This is a genomic window from Agromyces luteolus (genome assembly GCF_009729855.1).
GTDB lineage: Bacteria > Actinomycetota > Actinomycetes > Actinomycetales > Microbacteriaceae > Agromyces > Agromyces luteolus.
Genome location: NZ_WODA01000025.1, coordinates 741,259 through 767,506, shown reverse-complemented (window position 1 = coordinate 767,506; position 26,248 = coordinate 741,259). Strand labels below are relative to the sequence as shown.

The 26,248-nt window shown below is 72.7% G+C and carries 30 protein-coding genes; 16 read left to right on the top strand and 14 right to left on the bottom strand.

The genetic code is table 11. The features are described from left to right. Nucleotides 1-54 precede the first annotated feature (54 nt). From GLX25_RS17210 to xseA, 5 genes are read right to left on the bottom strand one after another with little or no spacing between them, the layout of a single operon-like run. Nucleotides 55-1,470 (bottom strand): class II fumarate hydratase, encoded by a 1,416-nt coding sequence (locus GLX25_RS17210; RefSeq protein ID WP_166548947.1) that lies wholly within the window; start codon nucleotides 1,468-1,470, stop codon nucleotides 55-57. Nucleotides 1,471-1,528: 58 nt separating this feature from the next. Beyond that, nucleotides 1,529-2,182, bottom strand: a complete 654-nt coding sequence (locus GLX25_RS17205) for a carbonic anhydrase (protein WP_271192486.1) — start codon at nucleotides 2,180-2,182, stop codon at nucleotides 1,529-1,531. A gap of 11 nt (nucleotides 2,183-2,193) precedes the next feature. Continuing rightward, a complete protein-coding gene (locus GLX25_RS17200) occupies nucleotides 2,194-2,835 on the bottom strand; it encodes a DUF4245 domain-containing protein (RefSeq protein WP_155843747.1) in 642 nt (213 codons plus the stop codon). Continuing rightward, entirely contained in the window at nucleotides 2,835-3,128 is a 294-nt protein-coding gene (locus GLX25_RS17195; RefSeq protein ID WP_155843746.1) for an exodeoxyribonuclease VII small subunit, read from the bottom strand. The genes GLX25_RS17200 and GLX25_RS17195 overlap by 1 nt, the downstream gene beginning before the upstream one ends. 1 nt (nucleotide 3,129) lies before the next feature. Next, a complete protein-coding gene (gene xseA / locus GLX25_RS17190; protein ID WP_155843745.1) occupies nucleotides 3,130-4,353 on the bottom strand; it encodes an exodeoxyribonuclease VII large subunit in 1,224 nt (407 codons plus the stop codon). An 85-nt stretch (nucleotides 4,354-4,438) separates the two neighbouring features. On the opposite strand from xseA, the gene GLX25_RS17185 reads away from it, so the two are divergent. Then, the gene (locus GLX25_RS17185; RefSeq protein ID WP_155843938.1) at nucleotides 4,439-5,485 is read left to right on the top strand and encodes a 4-hydroxy-3-methylbut-2-enyl diphosphate reductase; all 1,047 of its coding nucleotides are present in this window, start codon (nucleotides 4,439-4,441) and stop codon (nucleotides 5,483-5,485) included. Nucleotides 5,486-5,497: 12 nt separating this feature from the next. Here the strand turns inward: GLX25_RS17185 and GLX25_RS17180 are convergent, their stop codons facing one another. Beyond that, nucleotides 5,498-6,118 (bottom strand): DUF6264 family protein, encoded by a 621-nt coding sequence (locus GLX25_RS17180; protein ID WP_155843744.1) that lies wholly within the window; start codon nucleotides 6,116-6,118, stop codon nucleotides 5,498-5,500. 8 nt (nucleotides 6,119-6,126) lie between these two features. Continuing rightward, nucleotides 6,127-7,158: a class II fructose-bisphosphate aldolase gene (gene fbaA, locus GLX25_RS17175; RefSeq protein ID WP_155843743.1), complete on the bottom strand. Its 1,032-nt coding sequence runs from the start codon at nucleotides 7,156-7,158 to the stop codon at nucleotides 6,127-6,129. Between the two features lie 117 nt (nucleotides 7,159-7,275). Between fbaA and GLX25_RS17170 the strand changes: the two genes are divergently transcribed. The 4 genes from GLX25_RS17170 to GLX25_RS17155 all read left to right on the top strand — a co-directional run bounded on the left by GLX25_RS17170 (nucleotide 7,276) and on the right by GLX25_RS17155 (nucleotide 11,499). Continuing rightward, entirely contained in the window at nucleotides 7,276-8,229 is a 954-nt protein-coding gene (locus GLX25_RS17170; RefSeq protein WP_155843742.1) for a fructose-bisphosphatase class II, read from the top strand. 259 nt (nucleotides 8,230-8,488) lie between these two features. Further along, complete coding sequence (gene glpX / locus GLX25_RS17165; protein WP_155843741.1) at nucleotides 8,489-9,490, top strand: class II fructose-bisphosphatase; 1,002 nt, start codon at nucleotides 8,489-8,491, stop codon at nucleotides 9,488-9,490. Between the two features lie 103 nt (nucleotides 9,491-9,593). Beyond that, a complete protein-coding gene (locus GLX25_RS17160) occupies nucleotides 9,594-11,006 on the top strand; it encodes an MFS transporter (protein ID WP_271192485.1) in 1,413 nt (470 codons plus the stop codon). A 97-nt stretch (nucleotides 11,007-11,103) separates the two neighbouring features. Then, nucleotides 11,104-11,499, top strand: coding sequence for a VOC family protein (locus GLX25_RS17155; protein WP_155843740.1), 396 nt, complete (start codon nucleotides 11,104-11,106; stop codon nucleotides 11,497-11,499). Between the two features lie 49 nt (nucleotides 11,500-11,548). On the opposite strand, the gene GLX25_RS17150 is transcribed toward GLX25_RS17155, so the two are convergent. Together GLX25_RS17150 and GLX25_RS17145 are read right to left on the bottom strand one after the other, a co-directional pair. Beyond that, nucleotides 11,549-13,045 carry a DNA recombination protein RmuC gene (locus GLX25_RS17150; protein WP_155843739.1) on the bottom strand — a complete coding sequence of 499 codons (1,497 nt, stop codon included), beginning with the start codon at nucleotides 13,043-13,045 and terminating at the stop codon, nucleotides 11,549-11,551. Nucleotides 13,046-13,130: 85 nt separating this feature from the next. Beyond that, entirely contained in the window at nucleotides 13,131-13,748 is a 618-nt protein-coding gene (locus tag GLX25_RS17145) for an exonuclease domain-containing protein (RefSeq protein WP_166548946.1), read from the bottom strand. Nucleotides 13,749-13,873: 125 nt separating this feature from the next. Between GLX25_RS17145 and GLX25_RS17140 the strand changes: the two genes are divergently transcribed. Then, nucleotides 13,874-14,668, top strand: a complete 795-nt coding sequence (locus GLX25_RS17140) for a class I SAM-dependent methyltransferase (RefSeq protein ID WP_240898397.1) — start codon at nucleotides 13,874-13,876, stop codon at nucleotides 14,666-14,668. Between the two features lie 26 nt (nucleotides 14,669-14,694). Here the strand turns inward: GLX25_RS17140 and GLX25_RS17135 are convergent, their stop codons facing one another. Further along, nucleotides 14,695-15,951 carry a DUF7363 domain-containing protein gene (locus GLX25_RS17135; protein WP_155843736.1) on the bottom strand — a complete coding sequence of 419 codons (1,257 nt, stop codon included), beginning with the start codon at nucleotides 15,949-15,951 and terminating at the stop codon, nucleotides 14,695-14,697. A 196-nt stretch (nucleotides 15,952-16,147) separates the two neighbouring features. On the opposite strand from GLX25_RS17135, the gene GLX25_RS17130 reads away from it, so the two are divergent. After that, a complete protein-coding gene (locus tag GLX25_RS17130) occupies nucleotides 16,148-17,113 on the top strand; it encodes a DMT family transporter (RefSeq protein ID WP_155843735.1) in 966 nt (321 codons plus the stop codon). An 11-nt stretch (nucleotides 17,114-17,124) separates the two neighbouring features. Continuing rightward, the gene (gene ychF / locus GLX25_RS17125; RefSeq protein ID WP_166548945.1) at nucleotides 17,125-18,198 is read left to right on the top strand and encodes a redox-regulated ATPase YchF; all 1,074 of its coding nucleotides are present in this window, start codon (nucleotides 17,125-17,127) and stop codon (nucleotides 18,196-18,198) included. Nucleotides 18,199-18,215: 17 nt separating this feature from the next. Here ychF and GLX25_RS17120 read toward each other — a convergent pair whose 3' ends face one another. Continuing rightward, on the bottom strand, nucleotides 18,216-18,779 hold the full coding sequence (locus tag GLX25_RS17120; protein ID WP_155843734.1) for a helix-turn-helix domain-containing protein: 564 nt from the start codon (nucleotides 18,777-18,779) through the stop codon (nucleotides 18,216-18,218). A 67-nt stretch (nucleotides 18,780-18,846) separates the two neighbouring features. Here GLX25_RS17120 and GLX25_RS17115 point away from each other — a divergent pair, with 67 nt between their 5' ends. Next, nucleotides 18,847-19,425, top strand: a complete 579-nt coding sequence (locus GLX25_RS17115) for a dienelactone hydrolase family protein (RefSeq protein WP_155843733.1) — start codon at nucleotides 18,847-18,849, stop codon at nucleotides 19,423-19,425. A 31-nt stretch (nucleotides 19,426-19,456) separates the two neighbouring features. Here GLX25_RS17115 and GLX25_RS17110 read toward each other — a convergent pair whose 3' ends face one another. Further along, a complete protein-coding gene (locus GLX25_RS17110) occupies nucleotides 19,457-19,750 on the bottom strand; it encodes a putative quinol monooxygenase (protein ID WP_155843732.1) in 294 nt (97 codons plus the stop codon). A gap of 429 nt (nucleotides 19,751-20,179) precedes the next feature. Here GLX25_RS17110 and GLX25_RS17105 point away from each other — a divergent pair, with 429 nt between their 5' ends. From GLX25_RS17105 to GLX25_RS17095, 3 genes are all read left to right on the top strand, one after another. Further along, nucleotides 20,180-20,683 carry an RNA polymerase sigma factor gene (locus GLX25_RS17105; RefSeq protein WP_155843936.1) on the top strand — a complete coding sequence of 168 codons (504 nt, stop codon included), beginning with the start codon at nucleotides 20,180-20,182 and terminating at the stop codon, nucleotides 20,681-20,683. Nucleotides 20,684-20,751: 68 nt separating this feature from the next. After that, a complete protein-coding gene (locus GLX25_RS17100) occupies nucleotides 20,752-22,101 on the top strand; it encodes a hypothetical protein (protein WP_155843731.1) in 1,350 nt (449 codons plus the stop codon). A gap of 95 nt (nucleotides 22,102-22,196) precedes the next feature. After that, nucleotides 22,197-22,406 (top strand): dodecin, encoded by a 210-nt coding sequence (locus GLX25_RS17095; protein WP_155843730.1) that lies wholly within the window; start codon nucleotides 22,197-22,199, stop codon nucleotides 22,404-22,406. Nucleotides 22,407-22,469: 63 nt separating this feature from the next. Here GLX25_RS17095 and GLX25_RS17090 read toward each other — a convergent pair whose 3' ends face one another. Then, nucleotides 22,470-23,063, bottom strand: a complete 594-nt coding sequence (locus GLX25_RS17090; protein ID WP_155843729.1) for a 1-acyl-sn-glycerol-3-phosphate acyltransferase — start codon at nucleotides 23,061-23,063, stop codon at nucleotides 22,470-22,472. A gap of 190 nt (nucleotides 23,064-23,253) precedes the next feature. On the opposite strand from GLX25_RS17090, the gene GLX25_RS17085 reads away from it, so the two are divergent. Beyond that, nucleotides 23,254-23,994 (top strand): hypothetical protein, encoded by a 741-nt coding sequence (locus GLX25_RS17085; RefSeq protein ID WP_155843728.1) that lies wholly within the window; start codon nucleotides 23,254-23,256, stop codon nucleotides 23,992-23,994. Between the two features lie 39 nt (nucleotides 23,995-24,033). Here GLX25_RS17085 and GLX25_RS17080 read toward each other — a convergent pair whose 3' ends face one another. Continuing rightward, nucleotides 24,034-24,264, bottom strand: coding sequence for a hypothetical protein (locus tag GLX25_RS17080; RefSeq protein WP_166548944.1), 231 nt, complete (start codon nucleotides 24,262-24,264; stop codon nucleotides 24,034-24,036). A gap of 32 nt (nucleotides 24,265-24,296) precedes the next feature. Between GLX25_RS17080 and GLX25_RS17075 the strand changes: the two genes are divergently transcribed. The 3 genes from GLX25_RS17075 to GLX25_RS17065 all read left to right on the top strand — a co-directional run bounded on the left by GLX25_RS17075 (nucleotide 24,297) and on the right by GLX25_RS17065 (nucleotide 26,234). Beyond that, nucleotides 24,297-24,731 (top strand): MarR family winged helix-turn-helix transcriptional regulator, encoded by a 435-nt coding sequence (locus tag GLX25_RS17075; protein WP_155843934.1) that lies wholly within the window; start codon nucleotides 24,297-24,299, stop codon nucleotides 24,729-24,731. A 207-nt stretch (nucleotides 24,732-24,938) separates the two neighbouring features. Beyond that, a complete protein-coding gene (locus tag GLX25_RS17070) occupies nucleotides 24,939-25,286 on the top strand; it encodes a DUF7882 family protein (RefSeq protein WP_155843727.1) in 348 nt (115 codons plus the stop codon). A 48-nt stretch (nucleotides 25,287-25,334) separates the two neighbouring features. After that, nucleotides 25,335-26,234 carry an Fpg/Nei family DNA glycosylase gene (locus GLX25_RS17065; protein WP_166548943.1) on the top strand — a complete coding sequence of 300 codons (900 nt, stop codon included), beginning with the start codon at nucleotides 25,335-25,337 and terminating at the stop codon, nucleotides 26,232-26,234. Nucleotides 26,235-26,248 lie beyond the last annotated feature (14 nt).

Below are 26,248 nucleotides of genomic sequence, written 5' to 3'. Positions count from 1 at the left end.
CGCGAACGCGGATTCCGGGGCCGTCGTCGTCAGGGGCGAGCGGATGCCGCGGGCTCAGCCCTGCTGCGGCGGCCGAGTCATCGAGAGCAGGTGCAGCGCCTCGTCGAGCTGGGCCTCGGTGAGGTCGCCGCGCTCCACGTGGCCGAGGTCGATCACGGCCTCGCGGACCGTGATGCCCTTGGCGACCGAGTGCTTCGCGATCTTCGCCGCGGCCTCGTAGCCGATGATCTTGTTGAGCGGCGTGACGATCGAGGGCGACATGCCGGCGAGCGCCGTCGTGCGGGCCTCGTTCACCTGGAGGCCGTCGACGGTCTTGTCGGCGAGCACGCGAACCGAGTTCGAGAGCAGGCGGATCGACTCGAGCAGGGCGGTGCCCATGACGGGGATCTGCACGTTGAGCTCGAAGGACCCGGAGGCGCCGGCCCACGCGATCGTGGCGTCGTTGCCGACGACGCGCGAGGCGACCATGAGGACGGCCTCGGGGACGACGGGGTTGACCTTGCCGGGCATGATCGACGAGCCGGGCTGGAGGTCGGGGATGAACAGCTCGCCGAGCCCGGTGTTCGGGCCCGAGCCCATCCACCGGAGGTCGTTGCAGATCTTCGTGAGGCTCACCGCGATCGTGCGCAGCGCGCCCGACGCGTCGACGAGGCCGTCGCGGTTGGCCTGCGCCTCGAAGTGGTCGGCCGCCTCGGTGATGGGCAGTTCGGTCTCCTGCTGGAGCAGTTCGATCACGAGCTGGGGGAAGCCGGCGGGCGTGTTGATGCCGGTGCCCACCGCCGTTCCGCCGAGCGGGACCTCGGCGACGCGGGGGAGCGCCGTGCGGACGCGCTCGATGCCGAGGCGGACCTGCCGGGCGTAGCCGCCGAACTCCTGGCCGAGGGTGACGGGCGTGGCGTCCATCAGGTGCGTGCGACCGGCCTTCACCACGCCGGCCCAGGCCTCCGCCTTGGACTCGAGGGCCACCGCGAGGTGGTCGAGCGCCGGGATGAGATCGTCGATGAGCGCGGCGGTCACGGCGATGTGCACCGACGTCGGGAAGACGTCGTTGGAGGACTGCGAGGCGTTGACGTGGTCGTTCGGGTGGACGGCGCTGCCGAGCTTCTGCGTCGCGATCGTCGCCAGCACCTCGTTCATGTTCATGTTCGAGGACGTGCCGGAGCCCGTCTGGTACACGTCGACCGGGAAGTGCTCGGCGAAGCCGTGCGCGCCGGCGATGACGTCGTCGGCGGCGTCGGCGATCGCCTGGGCGAGCTGCCGGTCGAGGACCCCGAGACGTGCGTTGGCCAGCGCCGCGGACTTCTTGATGCGGGCGAGCGCGGCGATCTGGGCGGGCTCGAGGCCGGAGCCCGAGATCGGGAAGTTCTCGACCGCGCGCTGCGTCTGGGCGCGATAGAGCGCCGCTGCGGGGACCCGCACCTCGCCCATCGTGTCGTGTTCGATCCGGTAGTCGGCGGCGTTGTCCACCACGGTGTGCTCCCCTTCGATTCGGAACGTGCGGCGCGGCGGTGGGATGCCGCCGGCGGCGTCAGATGCGACCGACGACGACGTCGGTCTCGGCGCGGCCCTCGAGCAGGCGGTAGTTCGCGCCGACGACAGCCAGCGTACCCGCTGCGATCGCGTCGCTGATCACCTCGGAGCGCTCGAGCAGCTGCGCCACGGTGTTGCGGAGGTGCTCGCGCCCGACGTACCCGGCGTCGATGTGGTCGGTCGCGATCGCGCCCTCGTCGATGCCCGCGACCTTGCGCACGGCGGGCACGATCTCGTCGACGATGCCCCGGATGTGCGCCGGCAGCGGAGCCGCGTCCTCGGCCTGCGAGTCGATCGCGGCGCGCACGGCGCCGCACTCGTCGTGTCCGAGCACGAGGATGAGCGGGACGCCGAGGACCGCGACGGCGTACTCCAGCGACCCGAGCACGGAGTCGGAGGGCACCTGCCCGGCGTTGCGCACGACGAACGCGTCGCCGAGGCCGACGTCGAAGATGATCTCGGCCGAGAGGCGCGAGTCGCTGCAGCCGAAGATCGCGACGAGCGGGCGCTGGTGGTTGGCCAGCTCGGTGCGGCGCTCGACGTCCTGTCTCGGGTGCATGGGCGCCCCGGCCACGAACCGGGCGTTGCCGGCACGCAGCTCGCGCCACGTCTCGGCGGGGGTGTTCGGTCGTGCGGATGCGGGCTTGCTCACGGCCGCTCCTCTCAGCGCTGCGCGTCGATCGCCGGCGCGAGCGCGCCGGCGAGGGTCTCGAACTCCTCGGGGGTCGCGGTGCCGAGCAGCACGAAGGTGCTCTCGCCCGCTTCGGCCACGAGTCCGTACCGCGCGTTGCCGACGTCGGCGTCGGTGTCGCGGTTGTCGTAGACGGTCCACTCGACGCCGTCGATCGAGACGACCCCCGTGGCGATCGTGTTCTTCAGCAGCTCGGCGGTCCACGTCGGGTTCGCGCCGAGCCCCTGGTACATGCCCGCGTACTCGTCGGTCGGCGTGAGGTAGCCGGCGTACCACGCGGTGATGCCGTCGGCGTCGCGCGTGCGGAGCTCGGCCGCGTTCGACCGCCAGCCGTCGGGCAGCTCGGGCACGGCGAGCGGTTCGTCGATGCCGACCTGCGCCTGGTCGGCGACGGATGCCACGTCGATGTCGCGCTCGATCGGGGTGTCGCTGCGCGGCACGAGCAGCACGATGAGCGCGACGACGGCGACGCACGCGAGGAGGGAGCCGATGAGGTTGCGCAGCGTCTGGCGCTCGCGGTGCTTGCGGGACTGCTCGGCCTTGCGGTCGGCGGTCTCCTGCGGGGTCTCGGGGCGGCCGAGCTCGGCGACGACCCGCGGTGCGCGCGCGGCCATCAGGCCTCGCCGCCGTCGAGGTCGAGTGCGTCGGGTGCCGTGGCGGTGGCAGCGCCGCCGGCGCCTGCCGCGGCCGTCGCGCCGGCACGCGCCGCGTCGAGGCGCGCCTTCGCCCCGACGAGCCACTCCTCGCACCGCTGCGCGAGCGCCTCGCCCCGCTCCCACAGCGCCAGCGACTGCTCGAGCGTCGCGGAACCCTGCTCGAGCTCGGCGACGACGCGCACGAGCTCGTCGCGCGCCTGCTCGTAGCTGAGCTCGGCGACATCCGTCGAAGTGGGGGGCATGGAGGGCATTCTATTCGGCCTCGCCGACCGCTCCCCGAGATGTCGCCGCGAGACGGCCCTCGGCGAGCGTGATCCGCAGCGCGGTGCCGTCCGGCGCCTGCTCGGGGCTCGTGAGCACGCCGTCGTGCTCGCGCTGCACGATCGCGTACCCGCGCTGCAGGGTCGCGAGCGGGGACAGGGCGCGCAGCTGCGACCGCAGCTCGGCGGTGCGGACGGACGCGCGCTCGATCGCGCGTTCGGCGAGCTCGCTGCCGCGCGCGACCCACCGCGTGACCTCCTCGGCGCGCCGGTCGATCATCCAGCCCGGGTCGGCGAGCGCCGGCCGGCTCCGCAGGTGCCCGAGCCGGTCGATCTCGTGGTTCACGAGCGTGGTGACCCGCATGCGCAGGCGCGTGCGGGCCTGCTCGACGCGGATGAGCTCCTCGGCGACGTCGGGCACGACGCGCTTCGCGGCATCCGTCGGCGTCGACGCCCGGAGGTCGGCGACCTCGTCGAGCAGGGGGCGGTCGGCCTCGTGGCCGATCGCACTGACGATGGGGGTGGATGCCGCGGCCGCGGCCCGCACGACGCGTTCGTCGCTGAACCCCAGCAGGTTCTGGAAGTCGCCGCCGCCGCGCGCGACGATGATGACGTCGACCTCGGGATCGGCATCGAGGCGACGGATGGCGCCGGCCACCTCGGGCGCGCACCGGTCGCCCTGCACCGCCGCGTACGCCGTCCGGAACTCCACGGCGGGCCAGCGCAGGCGGGCGTTGCGCACGACGTCCGTCTCGGCATCGCTGTCCCTGCCGGTGACCAGGCCGATGACGCGCGGCAGGAACGGGAGCGGCCGCTTGCGGTCGGCGGCGAACAGGCCCTCGGCGGCCAGTTGCGCGCGCAGCCGCTCGAGCCGCTCGAGCAGGTCGCCGAGTCCGACGTGGCGGAGGTCGAAGACCTGCATCGTGAGCGAGCCGCCCTTGACCCACCAGTTGGGCTTCACGAGGCCGACGGCGTGGTCGCCCGCCTTGAACTGCTCGGTGAGCTTCGCGCGCGTCGACGACCAGATCGTGAAGGACACCGTGGCATCCGTCTCGAGGTCCTTCAGCTTGCCGTAGACGTTGCCGGCGGACACGCCCCACTGCGTGATCTCGCCCTCGATCCACACCGTGCCGAGGCGGTCGAGGTACTCCTTCAGCTTCGCCGAGAGCACCGAGACCGGCCAGGGCGACTCTCGGGTGGTGGGACCCTGTGCCATGCGCCTCCCAGCAGCCCGTCATCACCGCCCGCGTAGGATGGCCTCCGTGACGAGCTTGACGGATGCCCCGCGAATCGACCTCGGCATGCCTCGGATCCCGAGCGTGCGCGGCCGGCTCAAGGATATCCCCGCCCGAGGACCCAAGAAGGTGCTGCTCGCGGCGCCGCGCGGCTACTGCGCGGGCGTCGACCGGGCCGTGATCGCCGTCGAGAAGGCGCTCGACCACTACGGCGCGCCCGTGTACGTGCGCAAGCAGATCGTGCACAACATCCACGTCGTGACCGAACTCGAGAAGCGCGGCGCGATCTTCGTCGAGGAGGTCGACGAGGTGCCCGAGGGCGCTCACGTCGTCTTCAGCGCCCACGGCGTCTCGCCCGCGGTCGTGAACTCGGCCGCCGAGCGCGGCCTGCACGCGATCGACGCGACGTGCCCGCTCGTCACGAAGGTGCACCGCGAGGCCGTGCGCTTCGCCCGCGACGACTACGAGATCCTGCTCATCGGCCACGAGGGACACGAGGAGGTGGAGGGCACCGCCGGCGAGGCGCCCGACCACGTCACGCTCGTGAACAGCCCCGACGACGTGCCGAACATCGAGGTGCGCGACCCCGAGAAGGTCGTGTGGCTCTCGCAGACCACGCTCAGCGTCGACGAGACCATGGAGACCGTCCGGCGCCTGCGCGAGCGGTTCCCGAACCTGCAGGATCCGCCCTCCGACGACATCTGCTACGCCACGCAGAACCGTCAGGTCGCGATCAAGAAGGTCGCGCAGAGCGCCGATCTCGTGATCGTCGTCGGCTCCGCCAACTCGTCCAACAGCGTGCGCCTCGTCGAGGTCGCCCTCGAGTACGGCGCGAAGGCCGCGTACCGGGTCGACTACTCGACCGAGGTCAAGCAGGAGTGGCTCGAGGGCGTCGAGACGGTCGGTGTCACGAGCGGCGCGTCGGTGCCCGAGGGACTCGTGAAGGAGGTGCTCCTCGAGCTCGAGGACGCCGGCTTCGGCGAGGTCGAAGAGGTCAAGACGGCCGAGGAGGACCTCATGTTCTCGCTGCCGAAGGAGCTCCGCAAGGACCTGCAGGGCAACCGCGACGCACGCGCGATCGGCGGGCGCAACCGGGCGGGCGCGAACGCCTGAACGTGGGCGGCGTCAGACGCCCGTCATGCGCTCCAGGTACGACTGGAACGTCGGGTCGGTGAAGAACACGATCGAGGTCAGCACCATCGTCGCGAGGAACGCCACGGCACCGCCGACGAGGGGCACCCAGAACGCGAGCCTGCGCGCGCGGAGGCGCATGATCGACCAGCCGAGCACGGCCGCGTAGAGCGCCAGCATGAAGACGGTGCCGATCAGGGCGAGCGTCGGCAGCCACGGCTGCGGCGAGTAGGTGCCGACCCCCTGGTCGGTGTAGACGCCCTGGATGGCGCCGGGGAGCTGCTGCAGGCTCACCGACGTGTTCCACGCCCCGATCGCGCCGAGCGCCAGCAGCAGGATCGTGAAGAACCGGTCGATCGTGCGCGGCGGTCGGGCCGCCCCGTCGGCCGCTCCCGATCCGGGCGCGCCGACCGGCGTGGCGGCGGGCGGCGGGGGCGGCGTGGCCGGTGCGGATGCCGCGGCATCCGTTCGGTCGTCACCCGGCGGCTGCCACGACCAGCCCTCGGGCGCGTACTCGCCGTACTGCGGGCGAGGCCGCTCGTCGCGCGGCGGGGGAGCGGCGCCGTCGTCGGCGCGCTCCGGCGTCCCGTTCCGAGCGGCCTCGTCCTGCGTCATCCGTCGCCCTACGCCGTGAGCGAGTTGCCGGCCGAGCCGAGCTGACGCGTGGCCTCGCCGACGCGGACCGCCATGGCCGACTCGGCGACCTTGCCCCACGCGCGCGGGTCGTACTGCTTCTTGTTGCCGACCGAGCCGTCGACCTTCAGCACGCCGTCGTAGTTGCCGAACATGTAGCCGGCGACCGAGCGCGTGAAGGCGTACTGCGTGTCGGTGTCGATGTTCATCTTCACGACGCCGTTGGCGACCGCCTCGGCGATCTCGGCGTCGGTCGAGCCCGAGCCGCCGTGGAAGACGAGGTCGAGCGGCTTCTCGCCCGTCCCGTACTTCTCCGCGAGGCCGTCCTGGATCTCCTTGAGCAGCGCGGGGCGGAGCTTCACGTTGCCGGGCGCGTAGACGCCGTGCACGTTGCCGAACGTCAGGGCCGCCATGTACCGGCCCTGGTCGCCGAGGCCGAGCGCCTCGACGGCCGCGATCGCGTCGTTCAGGGTCGTGTAGAGGGCCTCGTTCGAGCCCTCGTGCTTGACGCCGTCCTCCTCGCCGCCGACGACGCCGATCTCGACCTCGAGGATCGCGTCGATCGCCTTCATGCGCGGGAGGATCTCCTTCGCGATCTCGAGGTTCTCCTCGAGCGGCACGGCCGAGCCGTCCCACATGTGCGACTGGAAGATCGGGTTGCGGCCGGCCTTCACCTCCTCCTCCGAGGCGGCGATGAGCGGGTACACGAAGTCGTCGAGCGCGTTCTTCGGGCAGTGGTCGGTGTGCAGTGCCACGGTCACCGGGTAGGCCTTCGCGACCTCGTGCGCGAACCGAGCGAACGCGAGGGCGCCGGCGGCGCGGGCCTTGACCGTGTGGCCGGCGAAGTAGTCGGCGCCGCCCGTGGTCACCTGGATGATGCCGTCGGAACCCGACTCGGTGAGGCCCTGCAGCACCGCGTTGAGCGTCTGGGAGCTCGAGACGTTGATCGCCGGGAAGGCGAAACCCTTGGCCTTGGCGGTGTCGAGCATCTCGGCGTACTGCTCGGGCGTTGCGATGGGCATACCTTGCTCCTTCGGAGGTGAGTGGGATCGGCACGAGTCTACCGACGTGTCGAGATCGCCTCAGGTGCGATTCGCAAGGGGTGCCGGATGCCGCGGCTCGCGCGGCAGGATTGACGCGTGCAGCAGGATGCAGGACCCAACGACCCCGACCGCCCGAGCGAGACCGCCACGCCGCTCGACGTCCGCGATGCGGCGCTCATCGACGGATTCGCCGGAGCGGTGCGAGTCGCCGCGCTCGCCGCGGTGCCGTTCGTCGGATCGCGGGACCGCGACGCGGTCGACGGCGCCGCGGTCGCGGCGATGCGATCGGCGCTCGCGGGGCTGGCCGTCGACGGCCGCGTCGTCGTCGGCGAGGGCGAGAAGGACGAAGCGCCGATGCTCCACCTCGGCGAGCGGTTCGGGAACGGGGACGGTCCGGCCGTCGACGTCGCGGTCGACCCGGTCGACGGCACGAGCCTCGCCGCGGAGGGCCTGCCCGGCGCGATGGCCATCCTCGCGGTCGCGCCGCGCGACGGGTTCCTCGACATCGGGCCGGCGCACTACATGGCGAAGCTCGTCTCGCGGGTGCCGGGGCTCGAGATCGACGCGCCGGTCCGCGAGGCGATCGCGCGCATCGCCGAGGCTCGCGGCGTGCCGGTGTCGGACGTGCGGGTCGCGGTGCAGGACCGGCCGCGGAACGAGGCGATCGCCGAGGCGGCCGAGGCGACCGGGGCGAACGTCGAGCGCTTCGTGCACGGCGACGTCGAGCGGTGCCTGCGCGCCGCGCGCGCCGACGGCGACCTCGACCTCGTGATCGGCATCGGCGGCGCACCCGAGGGCGTGCTCACCGCCGCCGCCGTCCGCGCGCTCGGCGGATGGATGCAGGCGCGCCTGGCCCCCCAGTCGGCGGGGGAGTCCGAGCGGCTCGCGGCTGCGAGCATCCCCCTCGGTCACGTCGTCGGGCTCGACGAGCTCTGCGCCGAGCCCGTGGCGGTGTTCCTCACCGCGGTGACGCCGTGCGACCTCGGGCCCGGCGCTCGGCTGGATCCGGGGCGTTCCTGGCGGATCGGGTCGGACGTCGGGATCAGCTGAGCGTGCCCGATTCGCCGGGTGCGCGGATTCGCGACGGGTGCGCGAGTCCGCGTCTGCGCACCCGTCGCGAATCCGGGCGGTCGGGGATCGGCAACGGACGCAGCGGTGTTCGCAGGCGCCGTTAAGAATGCACGAACTTTCACGACCGATCGCGGTCGCACCGGCGCGTTCCGTCAGCCCCGTCAGTAGGCTCGAAGGCAGGCGTCCCGGCCGTTCGAGCCGTGCGGGCGCGGTACCCACGAACCAGGAGGATCCCTCGATGGCGAGCAGCGAACACGACAGCCTCTACCTGCACCCCGACCGCAACATCGCGCTCGAGCTGGTCCGGGCGACCGAGGCGGCCGCCATCCGTTCGTACCCGTGGATCGGTCGCGGCGAGAAGCTCGCCGCCGACGGGGCCGCGGTCGATGCGATGCGCGCGTTCCTCGGCACGGTGAACTTCGACGGGGTCGTGGTGATCGGCGAGGGCGAGAAGGACGAGGCGCCCATGCTCTTCAACGGCGAGCGCGTCGGCAACGGGCGCGGGCCGGCCTGCGACATCGCGGTCGACCCGATCGACGGCACCTCCCTGACCGCCGCCGGGCGCCAGAACGCGCTGTCGGTGATCGCGGTCGCCGACCGCGGCACGATGCTCGACGCGTCATCAGTCTTCTACATGGACAAGATCGTGACGGATGCCTCCGGCATCGGCGTCGTCGACATCCGCAAGCCGATCGGCGAGAACCTGCGCGCGCTGGCGAAGGCCAAGGGCAAGGAGGTCGGGGAGCTGCGCGTCGCGGTCCTGAACCGTCCCCGGCACGAGCAGCTCATCGCCGACATCCGCGAGGCGGGGGCCGGCACCCGCCTGATCTCCGACGGCGACGTCGCGGGCGGTATCAACGCGGCGCGGTACGAGTCGCGCATCGACATGTGCGTGGGCATCGGCGGCAGCCCCGAGGGCATCACGACGGCGTGCGCGATCAAGGCGCTCGGCGGGTTCATGCAGGGCCGGCTCGCGCCGAAGGACGACGAGGAGCGGGCACGCGGCGAGGCCGCGGGCCTCGACTGCGACCAGGTGTACGAGCTCGACGACCTCGTGCGAAGCGACAACACGTTCTTCGTCGCGACGGGCGTGACCGACGGCGAGCTCGTCGACGGCGTGCGCAAGAAGGGCCCGATCATCCGCACCGAGTCGATCGTGCTGCGCGGCAAGTCGGGCACCATCCGCCGTATCGTCGCCGACCACCTCGTCGAGAAGTGGCTCGACGACGCCGACCGGTGACCGTCGCCGGCTGAGCGCGAGGCGCAACGGGAAACCGCTGCGCGCCACGCTGCCGTGAGCGGCGTACCGGTGCGATGTCGGGGGTGTGCCGCAGACTGGTCGGGTGACCTCCGAGACCCGGATGCCGCGCGCGCTGCGGCCGTTCTCCTCGGCCCAGTATCGACGACTGGTCGTCGCCCTCGCCGCATCGTTGCTCTCGGCGGGGGCGTGGATCGTCGCTGCCGCGTGGCAGGTCATCGAACTCGGCGGTACGCCGATCGACCTGTCGATCGTGGCGGTCGGCGCGAGCCTCGGGCTCGTGCTGGCCGTGCTCGTCGGCGGCGTCGTCGCCGATCGCGTGCCCCAGCGGCGCATCCTCCTCGCCATCGAGACCGCGCGGGCCGTGGTCTTCGCGGTCGCGGGGTTCCTCGCCGCGACGGGGCTCATCGAGGTGTGGCAGCTGGCGGTGCTCTCGTTCGTCCTGGGCGTCGCCGACGGGTTCTTCTATCCCGCCTACTCGGCCTGGCTGCCGGCGCTGCTGCCGGCCGAGCAGCTGCTCGCGGCGAACGGCGTGGAGGGCGTGCTTCGGCCCGTCGCGCAGAACGCCGCCGGACCGGCCCTCGCGAGCGTGCTCATCGCGGTGCAGGCGCCGTGGCTCGCGTTCCTCGTCGTCGGCGGGCTGCAGGTCGTCGCCATCGTCGCGCTCGCCGTCATGCGGACCACGCCGCTGCGGCGCGACCTGGAGGCATCCGATGCCCACCCGCTCAGGCAGATGGCGGTCGACCTGCGCGACGGCTTCGCCTACCTGCTGCGGACGCGATGGCTCTTCGCGACGCTCGCGTTCTCCATCCTGCTCGTGCTCGTGGTGATCGGGCCGATCGAGGTGCTCATCCCGTTCGCCGTGCGCGACCAGACGGGCGGCGGAGCGGGGGAGTTCGCGCTCGTGCTCGCGTCGTTCGGCATCGGCGGCGCCGTCGGCTCGCTGCTCGTGTCGTCGTTCCGGCTCCCGAGACGCTACCTCACGCTCATGATCCTCGCGTGGGGCTTCGGCTGCCTGCCGCTCGCCGTCATCGGGGTGACCCCGTGGCTCTGGGTGATGGTCGTCGCGACGTTCGTCGTCGGCTTCCTCTTCGACGCGGCGCAGGTCGTGTGGGGCACGCTGCTCCAACGGCGCGTGCCGCCCGCGATGCTCGGGCGGGTCTCGAGCCTCGACTTCTTCGTCTCGCTCGCCCTGATGCCGCTGTCCATGGCGATCGCCGGGCCGGTCGGCGAGTGGCTCGGGTTGGCGCCGGCGTTCCTCATCGCCGGGATCGTGCCGCCGATCCTCGCGATCGTGACGCTCGCCACGGCCCGGCTCGGACAGGACGAGCTCGCGCATCCGCTCGACGACGGCCCGATGGATGCCACCCAGGTGACGGGCGCGGAAGCGGCAGCGGGGTTCGCGCCGCCGGTGGACGAGTCGCACCCGGGGCGTGATCCGTCGGCCGGGGCCGACGGATCCGGAAGTGGGCGTGCGGTCGGGGCCGACGAGGAGTGACCGATCCGGCGTCGCCGGCCCGCCGCAACGCGCAACCCCCTGATCCGGTGGGGGCGGCTCTGGCAGGCTGGGTGCACACCGATGCGGAGGAGCGACGATGATCACCATTCGGGACGCCTTCTCGGGCTTCAGCGTCGACGACGTCGATGCGGCCCGCGAGTTCTACGGGACCACGCTCGGGCTGGCGGTCGAGGACGCTCCGGGCGCCGGCGGGCTGACGGTCCGCCTGCCGTCCGGGCAGGGCGTGCTGCTCTACCCGACCGACGCCCACGAGCCGGCGAGGTACACCATGCTCAACCTCGTCGTCGACGACATCGACCGCGCCGTCGACGAACTGAACGCGGCCGGTGTGAACACGAAGATCTACTCGGGCGAGGAGTCGTACGGCACCGACGAGCGGGGCATCAACCGCGGTTCGGCGACGGGGATGGGACCGGACATCGCGTGGTTCCGCGACCCGGCCGGCAACGTGCTCAGCGTGCTCGCGGGGTAGGGGTCCCGCATCCGTTCCCGGGGTCGCGCGACCGGGAACCGAACGGCGATCAGGACGAGGCGGACCGACGGATGTGCTCGTCGAGATCGGCGCCGTCGAAGCCGTCGTCGATGGGCAGCGCGACATCGTCGGGGTCGCCGGAGGCGTCGGCGTCCGGTCCGGCATCGCCGGAGTCGGCCCCGAGCGCGTGAGACGGCTCCGAGGCGGATCCGAACGGATCGCGCTCGGTGAGCTCGGGCGCCGACAGTCGTCGGGGCGACTCGTGGATCGGCGCCGGCTCCTCGACCAGGGAGAGCTTGGTCTCGTTGATCCCCGGGAACTGGCGAGCGGTCACGAGCACCCGGGACTCCAGCGAACTGGCGAACTTGTTGTAGCTGTCGACCGTGCGCTCGATGGCCTTGCGCAGCGAGTCGGCGTGGCCCGCCAGCACGCCGATGCGCTGGTAGAGCGTGGTGCCGAGGTCGAACAGCTTCTTCGCCTCGTCGGACACGGCCTGCTGCTGCCACGCGTAGTCGATCGTCTTCAACACCGCGAACAGGTTGACGGGCGAGGCCAGCGCGACGCGACGCTCGAAGGCGTAGTTCAACAGCCCGGCGTCGGCCTCGAGTGCGGCCGACAGCAGCGACTCGTTCGGGATGAACGCGATCACGAACTCCGGGCTCGCGGCGAGGCCCTCCCAGTAGGTCTTCTTGCCGAGCGCGTCGATGTGCGACCGCATGGCCTTGACGTGCTTCTCGATGAGCGCCTTGCGCCGCGCGCCCTCTTCGCCGGTGGCGGTCTCGGGGATGCTGGACGCCTCGAGGTAGTGCTCGAGCGGCACCTTCGAGTCGAGCGGGATGTACTTGCCGCCGGGCAGGTTCACGACCATGTCGGGGCGCCCGCGGCCCTGGTCGGTCGTGACCTGCGTCTGCAGCTCGAAGTCGACGTGCTGCGTGAGGCCGGCGGCCTCGACGACGCGGCGCAACTGCGTCTCGCCCCACACGCCGCGCGTGCTGTTGTTGCGGAGCGCGCTCGCGAGCGACTCGGTCGTGGCACGGAGCTCGGCGTCGGAGAGCTGCGCGCGCTTGAGCTGCTCGGCGATCGAGCCGTACTGCTCGCTGCGCTGCTGCTCGAGCTCGGACACCTTGCGCTGCATCGTCGACAGGGTCTCGCGCACGGGACTCAGCGCCTGGAGCACGGCGCTCTCGCGACGCTCGCGCTCGCTGCGCTCGGCCTGGTCGAGCCGCTGCTGCTCGAGGAGCTCGCGCTGTCGCCGCCCCTGCTCCTCCACCTGCTCGCGCAGCCCCGCCGCCGCCGCCTCGGCGGCCGCGAGCTCGGCGCGAAGCGCCGCCTGGACGGCCTGCTGCTCGGCGAGCACCCGTGCTCGCTCGGTGTCTGCGGCGGCGCGCTGCTCGAGCAGCGCGCGCTCGTGCCGGGCCTCGACGAGCGCCGGGTCTTCGACGGGGACCACCTCGCCCGGGGTGCGGCGCTGCGCGACGACGTGCATGACGAGGGCGCCGAGGACGCCGCCGACGACGAGCCCGATGACGAGGAGGAGGATGTCCATGGCGCTCAGTGTGGCAGCGGCCCCCGACATCCGTCGTGAAGCGGACCGGCAGGCCGCCCGACCGGACGTCGAGCGCCGTCGCCGCCTACTGCAGCGCCATCGGGCCGTGCAGCGAGGCGCGGGCGCGCGAGGCCGCCGCGCCGATCGCGCCGACCCGCACGCGCGTCACGTGCGCGAGCCGCTCGAGGTCGCCCGCCTCGTGCCGCTTCGCGGCGTGCACGATGATCGCCGCGCACGCCTCGGCGTCGGCCAGCGCGTCGTGGTGCGCGAAGTCGTCGAACCCCGCCGCCGCGGCGGCCGAGGTCAGCCGGTACGAGTCGAGGTGGTACGTGCTGCGCGCGACCTGGAGGCTGCACACGTAGCGGAAGTCCGGCACGGCGAGGCCGAGCGCCTCGGAGGTCGCCCGGATGACGCCCATGTCGAACCCGGCGTTGTGCGCGACGAGCCAGTCGTCGCCGGCGAACTCGCGGAGGAACGGCAGGTGCGCCTCCCACCCGTCGGCGTGCTCGACGAGGTCGGGGGTGATGCCGTGGATCCGCACGTTCCACGGCGAGAACTCGCCGTGCGGGAACGGCGGGCGGATGTACCGGTGCTCGCGCTCCACGACGCGGCCGTCGACGACCTTCACCAGTCCGATCGAGCACGCGGAGGCGGGGGAGGGGTTGGCGGTCTCGAAGTCGATCGCGGTGAAGCTCACTGGCACGGCCGCATCCTCGCACGCGCCGCCGACGCCCCCGACGACCGGACCGGCGCGCCGCGCGCCCCGGCCATTGACGCGCGTGCCCGCGTGGCGTGGAATGTCCGGTGGGCGGCATCCGGGGGTGGGCGATGGCTGGTGGGGACGACAGGTCGGCGGGCGCGGCCGGCGGGCTCGTCGTGGACCCGGCCGACCCCGACATGCGCCGCGCGGCGCGCTCGTTCGGCGCCGTGGCATCCGTCTACGCTGCGGCGCGGCCCGGGTACCCGCCCGAGGCGGTCGAGTGGCTCGTCGGCGACGCCGGACGGGTGCTCGACCTCGGCGCGGGCACCGGCCGGTTGACCGAGGCGCTCGTCGAACTCGACCGGGACGTCGTCGCGGTCGACCCCGTCGAGGAGATGCTGGAGGAGCTCGAGATCCGCGTGCCCGGCGTTCCGCGCATCCTCGGCACCGCCGAGGACCTCCCCGTCGAGGACGACTCGGTCGACGCGGTCGTCGCGGGGCAGGCGTGGCACTGGTTCCAGCGCGAGCGCGCGGTGCCCGAGATCGCGCGGGTGCTCCGTCGCGGCGGCGTGCTCGGCCTCGTCTGGAATCGCCGCGACACGAGCCCCGACTGGCTCCGTGCGGCGGGGGAGATCATGCACGACCGGCTCGACCCGTCGGCGGCGTTCGCCTCGTCGGTGCGCGTCGGCGGCCCGTTCGGCCCGGTCGAGTCGCACCGCGTCGAGTGGGTCCAGCGGATGTCGCGTGCGCGGTTCCTCGACCTGGTCCGCTCGCGCAGCCCGTGGCTGACCGCGCCGCCCGACGAGCAGCGCACGGTGCTCGCCGCCGTCGAGACGCTGCTCGTCACGCATCCGGACGTCGCGGGCGCCGACGAGCTCGCGGTGCCCTACGTCACGTACTGCTTCCGGACCGTCCGGGGCTGACGCGGCCCGAGGCCGATCGGGAGCGCTCAGGCGGCGCGCGCCCGCGCGTCCGGGTGACCGTAGACCGCATAGGCGACCGCGCACGCCTCGCCGGCCGCGCGCGCCGCCTCGCGGGCCCGGCGCGACGCCCGGTCGACGGGCGCGCCGCCGGCCAGCTCGGCGGAGAAGGTCGCGAGGAAGGTCTCCGAGAGGGCGCTCCGTCCACCGCTGCCGCCGCACTCGACGACGACGCCCGCACCGTTCCGCATCGCGGCGGCCGCTCCCTCGGCCGCTCCCTCGTCGGAACCGAGGGCGACGACGGATGCCGAGGCGACCGCCGTCGCGGGGCGCCCGCCCGCGGCATCCGTCGTCGACGACAGGCGCACCGCGGCCGGAGGCGTCACGTCGTACAGCCAGCGGGTGAGGCCGAACTCGCCGAGGAACGCGTCGGCATCGGTCGCCGCCGCGCCGGGGCGACGCACGACGAGGAGCTCCCACGGCAGTTCGGTCTCGCCCGTCGTCTGGACGACGAGTCCGTCGAGGCGGTCGCGGTGCGCCCAGAGCAGGTCGCGCGCGCGCCGGTCGAGCAGGCGGTCGGCGAGCCCTGCCCCGACCTCACGCAGGCCGCGCTCGACCGCGTCCGCGCGCTCGGCCGCGGGCAGGGTCGCCCCGACCTCCTTCGCCCGGGCGAGGGACGCGCGCACCTCGCCGACGAGCCGCGCCTTGTCGGCGAGGCGGATGCGGAAGCGGTGCGCCTCGTCGCCGACGCAGAGGGCCGCGTGCAGGATCGAGCGACCACGAGCCACCTCCTCGTCGATCCGCAGCGTGGGACGGCAGGCGATCAGCGGGTCGGCCGCGGCGATCCGCGCGGTCGCGCGCGCCACGCCGGCCTGGTCGTGATCGTCCGAACCGACGACCTCGCTCGTGAGCCGCAGCGTCGCGAGCGGCAGCTCGCCGTCGCCGCGCACGAGCACGGTCACCTCGGCCGGACCACGATCGACGGCGAGCATCGTGAAGCGGGCCTCGGCGGCGGTCGCGGAGGGCAGGCGGACCAGGCGGCTGCGGCGGGCGCCGACGAGGAACCGGAGTCCGCGGGGCACGACCGTCACCGTGACCGGGCCCCCGGCGGCGATCCGGCCGGCCTCGCCGTCCACCGGTGCCGGCGCGCCCGGCGTCGACGCGGCATCCGCTCGCACCAGCCGCACCGTGAGCGTCGCCGTCGACCCCACCGTCACGATCGGCGTGAGCTCGGCCTGCAGGTGCGCCGCTGCGACACCCTGTGCGACGCGTCCGTCCTGCGGCATGCGTTCCCCCTTCGACGGCACTCGGCCGTACAGACGTCCGGGCGCCCGAGTGGGCGCCCGCGGATGGAGGCTACGTCGCCTCGGCCGCCGCCGCCTCAGGGCGGGCACCGAGCTCGGTTCGGCCGTGAAACCGCCGGTGGGTGGACGGTTCCGTCTCACGGCGTCCGCTCAGTCGCCGAGGCCGTAGCATTCCCCGGTGCCACGTCGCCGCGCGTTCGTCCTGCTCTCCCTCGCCAACCTCTTCTGGGCGGGGAACTTCGTCTTCTCCGCGATCATCGCGGAGCAGGTCGATCCGGTGTCGCTGACGTTCTGGCGGTGGTCGCTCGCCGCGCTCCCGCTCCTCGTCGTGGCGTGGATCGCGGAGCGTCCCGACTGGCGCGCCGCGGCGCGCGAATGGCGCTGGCACCTCGTGCAATCGGCCTTCGGCCTGACCGGGTACGCGCTGCTGCTGTACGCGGGCATCGGCATGACCGGCTCGGTGACGGCATCCGTCATCAGCGCGATCAACCCGGCGACGATCGCGCTCGCCGCGGCGCTCCTGCTGGGCGAGCGGATGTCGCGGACGCAGGGCCTCGGCATCGTGCTCGCGTTCATCGGGGTGGCGGTGGTGCTCACCGGCGGCGACCCGGTCGCGGCGTTCGCGCAGGGGTTCGGGGTCGGCGACCTGCTCGTGCTCGGCGCGGTGCTCGCCTGGACCGCCTACTCGATCATCGCGCGGCGTCTCGCGACGCCGCCGATCACGGCGACCGCGCTGCAGGCCGTGTTCGCCACGGTCACGATGCTGCCGGTCATCGGGTTCACGGGGCTCACGGTGCCCACCGAGCTCGGCGGCACGCTCGCGATCGCCTACATCGTGCTGCTGCCCTCGGTCGCGGGGTACGCGCTCTGGAACGCCGGCTCGGCGAGCGTCGGCCCTGCACGCGCCGGGGTGTTCCTCAACCTGCTGCCCGTCTTCACGGTCGTCATCGCGCTGCTGCTGGGGCGGCCGATCGACCCGGCCGCGATCGTCGGCGGGGCGGTCGTGCTCGCGGGCGTCTACCTCACGGTGCGCGTGCCGCGCACCCGAGGCGTCCCGGCGGAGCCGGCGGGCGACGATCTGCCCGGCCCGGAGGGCGAGACCGCGGGCTCCACGACGACCGGCCCGGTGCCACTGCCCCGGTAGACTGGTCGCCCGTGGCACTCACCATCGGAATCGTCGGACTCCCGAACGTCGGCAAGTCGACCCTCTTCAACGCCCTCACCAAGAACACGGTGCTCGCCGCGAACTACCCGTTCGCGACGATCGAGCCGAACATCGGCGTGGTGAACCTGCCCGACCCCCGACTCGAGACGCTCGCCGGCATCTTCGGCTCCGAGCGCATCTTGCCCGCGGCCGTGTCGTTCGTCGACATCGCGGGCATCGTGAAGGGCGCCTCCGAGGGCGAGGGCCTCGGCAACAAGTTCCTCGCGAACATCCGCGAGGCCGACGCGATCGCGCAGGTCGTCCGCGGCTTCGAGGACTCCGACGTCGTGCACGTCGACGGCAAGGTCGACCCGAAGAACGACATGGAGACGATCAACGCCGAGCTGATCCTCGCCGACCTCGAGACCCTCGAGCGCGCCATCACGCGCTACGAGAAGGAGGTCAAGGCGAAGAAGCTCGACCCGTCGGTGCTCGCCGCGGCGAAGGAGGCGCAGGAGGAGCTCCAGAAGGGCACGCCGCTGTCGGCCTCGAAGGTCGACATCTCGCCGATCGCCGAGCTCGGCCTGCTCACGGCGAAGCCGTTCATCTACGTCTTCAACGTCGACGAGGCGGTGCTGACGGATGCCGCCAGCAAGGCGGAGCTCGCCGCACTCGTCGCGCCCGCCGAGGCGGTCTTCCTCGACGCCAAGATCGAGTCGGAGCTCATCGACCTCGACCCGGCGGATGCCGCGGAGCTGCTCGCCTCGACCGGCCAGGAGGAGTCGGGCCTCGACCAGCTCGCCCGTGTCGGCTTCGACACGCTGGGCCTGCAGACCTACCTCACCGCCGGCCCGAAGGAGTCGCGCGCCTGGACCATCCGCAAGGGCTGGAAGGCCCCGCAGGCGGCCGGCGTCATCCACACCGACTTCGAGAAGGGCTTCATCAAGGCCGAGGTCATCTCGTTCGACGACCTCGTCGAGACGGGCTCGGTCGCCGAGGCGCGCGCCAAGGGCAAGGCCCGCATGGAGGGCAAGGACTACGTCATGCAGGACGGCGACGTCGTGGAGTTCCGCTTCAACGTGTAGTCGCGGCCGGCGGCCGATCACTCGGCCGGCGGCAGCCTCGGGTGGTCCGTCGGGTAGATGCCGATGGCGAACCCGTACGTGGTGTCGCCCGCGCGCGGCATCCGGTCGAATTCGTCGACCAGCTCGGCCATCCGTTCCCAGAACGTCGAGGCCTGCTCCTCCGAGATGCGTCCGTGGCGGATGAACCCCCAGAGCCGACCCTGTTCGAAGGCGCCCGCGGATTCGCGCGCCGCCACCTCGAAGTCGTTGAAATCACCCGTCGCGGCATGGTTCCCGGACGGGTGCTCGAGGGCGATCGTGAACATGCGGGCGGTCCGGCCGTAGAAGCGCTCCTCGATCGCGCGCACCTTCCGCGTCCGAACGACCCGGAGCAGCCCGTTCCTCGCCAGCACGTCGACGTGGTGCGCGACCGTGCTCCTGGGGCGTTCGACGGCGGTCGCGAGCTCGGTGACCGTGGCGGCCCGCTCGTGGAGGAGTTGCAGGATCGTCGTGCGGAGCGGATGGCCGATGGCCCGCACCTGGGCCGGCCGGGTCAGCACGATCCGATCCGCCAGCTCGTAGTCCGGGGGGTTGTCCGCCATAATCGATCAGACTAGCATCACGGAATGTTCGAGATTAGTCGATCAATGAGGCGAGGAGACCGCTGACATGGCCGAAGTGCTGCTGTTCCACCACATCCAGGGCCTGACCGACGGGGTGCGGGCCTTCGCCGACGAGCTGCGACGGGAGGGCCATGTCGTGCATACGCCCGACCTGTTCGACGGTCGTACCTTCGCCAGCATCGAGGAGGGATCCGCGTTCGTGCGAGACACGGGCTTCGACGCCCTCTCGGAACTCGGCCGCGCCGCGGCCGACGAACTCGGCGAGGGGCTCGTCTACGCCGGGTTCTCGTTCGGCGTGATGATCGCCCAGGGGCTCGCGCAGACGCGACCGGGTGCCCGGGGCGCCCTGCTGCTCTACTCCTGCATCCCCGTCTCCGAGTTCGGCGAAGCGTGGCCGGATGGCGTGCCGGTGCAGATACACGGCAAGGAGGGCGACGAGTTCTTCGAGGAGGACCTGCCCGCGGCACGCGAACTCGTCGCCTCCACGCACGATGCCGAGCTCTTCCTCTACCCGGGCGACCAGCACCTCTTCGCCGACTCCTCGCTCGACGCGTACGACCCCGAGGCATCCGCCCTGCTCATGGAGCGCGTGAGGGCGTTCCTCGCCTCGCCCGCGCTCGCGTGAATACAGGGGCCGCGATGTGCTCCGGCCGCCGTCACTCCAGCGGGCTGACCACGGTCACCCGGAACGGCTCGGCCATGAGCTCCGCCAGCGGTCCGAAGGCGTTCGTGGCCATCGCCTCCTCCAGGTGCTCCATCCGGGCCTCGACCGAGTCCCAGTCGGCGATCTCGACGAGCATGTCGGGGTCGTCGAGCACCTCGTAGCGGGCGCTGCCCAGGAACCCGCGTCGCCCGTGCCCGCGCGTGGCGACGAGCTCGTCGAGCAGTCGCTTCAGTTCGTCACGCAGGCCGGGTCGGGCCTTCATCTCGACGATCACCGTGATGGCCATGTCGCACCGCTTCCTCGCGCTGGATCGGCGCCCGACGGAGGCGCCGCCCAGAGGCTACGCCGATCGCGCGCCATCCGGCAGTCCCCGGAGATCGCACGCGATGAACATGAGCAAACATCATGAAACCCTTGCGTCCCGCGCGGAGCGGCGTAGAATCGTCTTCACCACCGGAGGACGCTCCGGCATAGAAAGGCCCCGACGAGTCGACAGACGCCGAGGCCTTTCAGGCTGTCTGGGGAGATTCGCCGGCCTCGGGCCATCGGCGGTCCCGCGCGATCGCGACGATTCCGTGATCACCCCGTGCCCCGTCGCGTGCAAGACTCGCACCAGTCGCGACACAAGCAGGGCGTGAGGATCGCCAGCACCGACGCCGCAGACGCCGACACGACCCAGGGGGTGGCGATGCCCGACGCCGCGGAACCGCCTGCGATGACGGCGCGCGACGACGGACTCGAGTGGTTCACGGGCGTCGTGCACGAGCACTCGACCGCGCTCGTGAAGTACTTCGCACGGCGCGGTCCGCGCCAGGACGCCGAGGACCTCGCCGCCGAGGTCTTCGCGACGGCCTGGCGTCGACGCGACGACGTCCCGCGCGAGGCGGTGCTGCCGTGGCTGTACCGCACGGCGGGCTTCACGCTCGCCAACCACCGCCGCAAGCTCGTCGACCTCCCGGTCGAGCACGTGCCCGACGCGGGCACCTCGCGCGTCGACGAGGATCCGGAGCTCAGCGTGCTCTTCGACGCCGAACTCCGAGGCGCGCTGGAGAGCATCGGCGAACGCGACCGGCGCATCATCCTGCTCCACGCGTGGGAGGGCCTCGACGGCGAGGCCCTCGCGCAGGTGCTCGGCATCTCCCGATCCGGGGCGGATGCCGCGCTCTCGCGAGCCCGCAAGCGCCTCCGCGACGCGTGGGGCGAGCGCCTGTCGTTCTAGTCCTGCAAGGTTCCGCCGTCCGGGCACACATGCATGGGTGAGACAGTCCGGCAGGAAGGCGAACGAGGGTGAGCGAGATGGGCGACGACGAGGACCGCCGCGATCCGATCGAGGAGCTGCGCGCCGCCGACCCGGCCGCGGGCATCGAGCCGCGCGAGGGCTTCGCCGACGAGGTCGTCGCGCGCGTCGCGGCCGAGACCGCCGGCGCGGCATCGCCCGTGGCCGAGCCCGAGACGACGGATGCCGCGGCATCCGCCCGGCCGCCGGTCGCCGACCTCGGGGCCGAGCGCACGCGCCGCCGGCCGCGGTGGATTCCGGTGGCCGCGGTCGCGGCCTCGCTCGCCGTCGTCGGCGCCGTCGGATACGGCGTCGGGGCGGCGACCGGGCAGCCGGCGAACCTCGCGGACGCCGCCGCCCCGCCGATCTCGCTGCAGGGGCAGGCCGGCGCCGGGGCGCTCGAGGGGAGCCTCGTCGAACCCGGGGCGGTCGACCAGCGGATGGCCGGACCGGGCGCCGCCGACCTGTCGTACCCCTACGGCTTCGGCCGCAACGCCTTCCACGCCGACGGGCTGTCGACCACCGCCGGCACGGCCGCCGCGTACGCGTTCGACGCGCCCGCGGCATCCGACCCCGGCACGATCGCGGCGCTCGCCGCGGCGCTCGGCGTCGCGGGGGAGCCCGTGCTCGCCGACGGCGCGTGGACCGTGGGCCCGCAGGACGGCACCGCGCCGACGCTGTGGGTGTCGCTCGACGGCACGATGAGCTTCTCGTACTCCGACCCGGGCCTGGACCCGTGGATGTGCGAGGAGGGCGCCGACGTGTGCGAGCCGTCCGGCGACATCCCGAGCGAGGATGCCGCGATCGACGCGCTGCGCGACCTGCTCGCGTCGGCGGGCCGCGACCCGGGCGCGTACGAGTTCTCCTCCGAGACGTGGGAGGGCGCGGTGACGCGCACGGCCTCCGCGTGGCCGGTGGTCGACGGGCAGCGCATCGACACCGGCTGGTCGGTCGAGGTCACGGACGACGGCCTGTACAGCGCGTACGGCGCGCTCGCCGAGCTCGTTCCGCTCGGCGACTACCCGGTCGTCAGCGAGCAGGAGGCGTTCGAACGGCTCTCGGACCCCCGGTTCGGCGCGCAGATGACGATCATGCCCTTCGCGGTGCGCGAGCAGGCGAGCGACGAGGTCGCGGAGTGGGTGCCGCCGACCGACCCGCCGGCCGTCCCGTCGGCCGGCACCCCGCTCTCGTGGCCGGTGAACGACGTCGACATCGTCGAGGCACGGCTCGGACTCGCGAGCCAATGGCAGCCCGACGGCAGCGTGCTGGTCGTCCCGGCGTTCGAGTTCACGGACTCCGACGGCGGTGCGTGGTCGGTCGTCGCGGTCGCCGACGAGCGACTCGACTTCTCCATGGGATAGCCCGCACGCGCGCGACCGGCCGACCTGTCGGCGCCCCGGCGATGCGGCTAGGGTCGAGGCATCCCGCGCCGGTGCGGGAGGGGGAGCCGAGGCACATGAGCGATCACGTCTACCGAGTCACCGAGATCGTCGGGAGTTCGCCGGAGGGCACCGACACCGCCATCCGCAACGCCATCGCGCGAGCGACCTCGACGTTGCGTCACGTCGACTGGTTCGAGGTCGTCTCGACCCGGGGCGTCGTGGAGGACGGCGGGGTCGCGCACTTCCAGGTCACGCTGAAGGTCGGGTTCCGACTCGAGGAGTAGGACGCGGGGCGGCGGAGGGCCGAGCCGGGCGGCCGGCCCGACCGGGCGTCGGCCGGTCGGATGTCAGCCGAGTCCGGCCGTGGCGTCGTCGCTCGGCTCGTTCCGCAGGCGGGGCTCCGTGCGCAGCTCGGGGCGCACGCCCGCCTTGTCGGCGTAGAACGCCCGGATGCGGTCCATGTCGGAGGCCACGTCGCCCGTGAGTTCGAACGTCGGGCCGAGGCCCGTCGTCATCGTCGTGCGGTCGACGAACCCGAGCGTCACCGGCATGCCCGTCTCCCGGGCGATGCGGTAGAAGCCCGACTTCCAGTACGCGTTCGAGCCGCGCGTGCCGTCCGGCGTCACGACGAGGCCGAACACCTCGCCCGCCCGGATCCGACCCACGACCTCGCCGACGACGCGACTCGGGTCGTCGCGGTCGACGGGGATGCCGCCGAGGCGTCGCATGATCGGGCCGCGCCATCCGCGGAACAGGCTCTTCTTGCCGAGCCAGCGGACGTCGATGCCGTAGTGCCAGGCGATGGCGAGCATCAGCACGAAGTCCCAGTTCGACGTGTGCGGGGCGCCGATCAGCACGGACGGCCGGCCCGGTGCGGCCTCGCCCGCGAGCGACCACCTGCTGAAGGCCCAGTAGACGCGGGAGGCGAGTCGTCGGAGCATCCGGCAACCCTATGCGAACACGCATGCGCCGGGCGGCATGCGTCCGCCGCGGTCGACGGCGGAGGAACTCGTTCGCCCCGCGGGTGCAGAGCAGCAGCAGCCCGATCAGGACGTATCGATCCCGTCTCGGGTGCACGCGCGGGGCGTCCACCGGATGCCGCGCATCGGCGGTCGTCCCTATGATCGCGCTGTGGACCCGATCGCCGCACGCACGACCCTCCAGATCCCGCCCGATGCGCCGCTGTCGCTCGAGCTGATCGACGCCGCCTACCAGCGAGAGCTGTGGCTGCGGCATCCGTCGCGCTATCCCGACGCCGAGGGCCGCGGCGCGGCGGAGGCCTGGCGCGACGCGCTGGGACGCGCGCGAGCCGTGCTCGTGGCGGAGCTGGCGTCGCCCGTCGCCCGCGTGGCGGTGGGACGCGAGGCCGCGCCGCGCGGCCGGCTCTCCGGGGGCGCGGTCGCCGCGATCGTCGCGGGCGGCGTGGTCCTCGTCGCGGTCCTCGTCGCGGCGGGCATCGGCCTGTTCGGCCTGGTCCGGGGCGTCGCCGAGACGGCCATCGCCGAGTCGGCCGAATCGGCCGGGCCGGGTGCGGTCGGTGCCGACGTCGAGCGGTACGAGTCGTACGAGACCGGGTACGAGTTCCCCGCCGCGCTCGAGCTGTACTGGGACGGCCGGTACGACGGCGACTGCGCGATCGGGTTCGTGGAGGGCTGCTGGCAGGCGGCGCTGTTCACCGAGGCCGACTGCGACGCGCTCGAGGTCACCCTCGCCTTCAACGACGACGCCGAGTCCTGGGTCGCGGAGGAGACGCAGACGCGACTCGTGCCGGACGCCCGCGCCGATGAGGCGATTCCCGTCGTGTTCGGCAACGACGGCCGGGAGTTCGGCTGGATCGACCAGGTGCGCTGCACCGACCGCGCGTCGACCTGACCTGCGCCGATCCCAGGCCGGTCTCGCCGTGCGCGCCGATCAGGGGCAGTGCAGGTGCGTCGGCGTGGTGGCGTCACCGCGGTCGATGCGGTGCTCGGCCATCGCGGCGCCGCACAGCGGACACGTCGGATCCGCCGGCGGCACGTAGGGGGCCTCGGGTCGGCCGATGCCGACCTGCGCGGGCCCGGTGACGGGGTAGAGCAGCTGGTTGACGCGCGACCAGAACCCTGGAACGCCCTTCCACGGGTTCGGCAACTTCTGTTCGTGCACGAATGATTAGTGTACAGACTAATCTGGTGGGCATGATCGATCCGCTCGAACTCGACCGCCAGCTCTGCTTCGCGCTCGCCGCGACGAGCCGCGAGGTCGTGCGGCTCTACCGTCCCTCGCTCGATCCGCTCGGCCTCACCCACCCGCAGTACCTCGTCATGCTCGCGCTGTGGGAGCAGAGCCCGCTGCGACTGCGCGAGATCGCCGATCGCCTGCACCTCGAGCCGGCGACCGCCAGTCCGCTGGTCGGGCGCCTCGAGTCGGCCGGGCTCGTGACGCGGCGGCGCAGCGCGGCCGACGAACGCGCCGTCGACATCGAGCTCACGGCCGACGGCGAGGCGCTGCGCGAACGCGCGCTCGCGGTCCCCGGCGAGGTCGTCGCCCGCCTCGGATACCCCGTCGAGCGGCTCGAACGACTGCGCGACGAACTGACCGCGCTCCTCGAGGCCGCCCACCGGGTCGGCTGAGGCCGCGGGTCGCCGCAGCACGCGCGGACGGCCCGTGTCAAGTCCCTCCCGCGATCCGGGAACAGTCCGTACAACTGACTGCGCGGGACCCCGAAGCCCGCGACAGGCCGTCGGTCACCGCGCGGAGTTCGACCACGCGGACGTCCCGGGACACCCGGGCGATCGACGGCCTGACCCGTTCCATCGCCACGCCCGGAAGGACCCCGTTTGGGTACGCTCCACGTCGGCCGCATCTCGCGGATCGACCTCCCCGACCCCGTGCTCGCCCACGTGCACGCCGTCGTCATCGCCAAGCTCCGCGTCCACGAGCCCGTGCTCGTCTGCTGGATCGCGCCCGACGGGCGCCGCGACGAGGTGCTCGTGCACCCCGCGATGTCGATCGTGGTCCGCTACGACGTCGACGACGGGCTCGCCCTCGATCGGGCCTGGCTGGAGCGGCTCATGCGCTCGGCGAACGGCGTCGGCGGCCTGCGGCTGACCGCGGAGGCGATCGCGGAGATGGCGGCGCTCGGCGCCCGGGCGCCCGAGTCCGACGCAGCGGCGCCCGCCGGCTGACCAGGTGGCGCGGTCGCGGATGTCGGCCGCCGATGCCACCATTGACCCGTGCCCGAGATGCCCGAGGTCCAGGCGCTCGCCGAGTTCCTCGGAGAGCGCACGGCCGGGCACGCGATCACCTCCGCCAGGGTCGCGGCGATCGCGGCGCTCAAGACGTTCGATCCGCCGCTGCACGCGATCGAGGGCCGGCCCATCGTCGCGGTCGAGCGGTACGGCAAGTTCCTCGACGTCGAGCTGGGCGGGGTGGATGACTCGGCCGCCGGCGCCTCGACCGAGGTGCCGCTGCACCTCGTCTTCCACCTCGCTCGCGCGGGGTGGCTGCGCTGGTACGACGAGCTTCCGAAGACGGTGCTCCGTCCGGGGCGTTCGCCGATCGCGCTGCGGGTCCGGCTCGACGACGGCGCCGGCTTCGACCTCACCGAGGCGGGCACGAAGAAGTCGCTCGCGGTGTACGTCGTCCGCGACCCGGCGGAGGTGCCGGGGGTCGCGCGGCTCGGCCCCGATCCGATGGCCGACGACTTCACGCTCGAGCGGTTCGCGGAGGTCCTCGACGGCCGGCGCACGCGCATCAAGGGGCTGCTGCGCGACCAGTCGGTGCTCGCCGGGATCGGCAACGCGTACTCCGACGAGATCCTCCACGCCGCGAAGATGTCGCCGTACAAGATCGCCGCCACGCTCGATCCGGCCGAGGTCGAACGGCTGTTCGCCGCGATGCGGGGCACGCTCGGCGAGGCGCTGGCCGAGGCATCCGGCAAGCCCGCCGCCGAGCTGAAGGACGCCAAGCGACGTCACCTCCGGGTCCACGGGCGCACCGGCCAGTCCTGCCCGGTGTGCGGCGACACGATCCGGCAGGTCGAGTTCCACGACTCGACGTTCCAGTACTGCCCGACGTGCCAGACCGGCGGCACCCCGCTCGCCGATCGCGTCCGGTCGCGACTCGTGAAGTAGCTCCTCCGAACGGG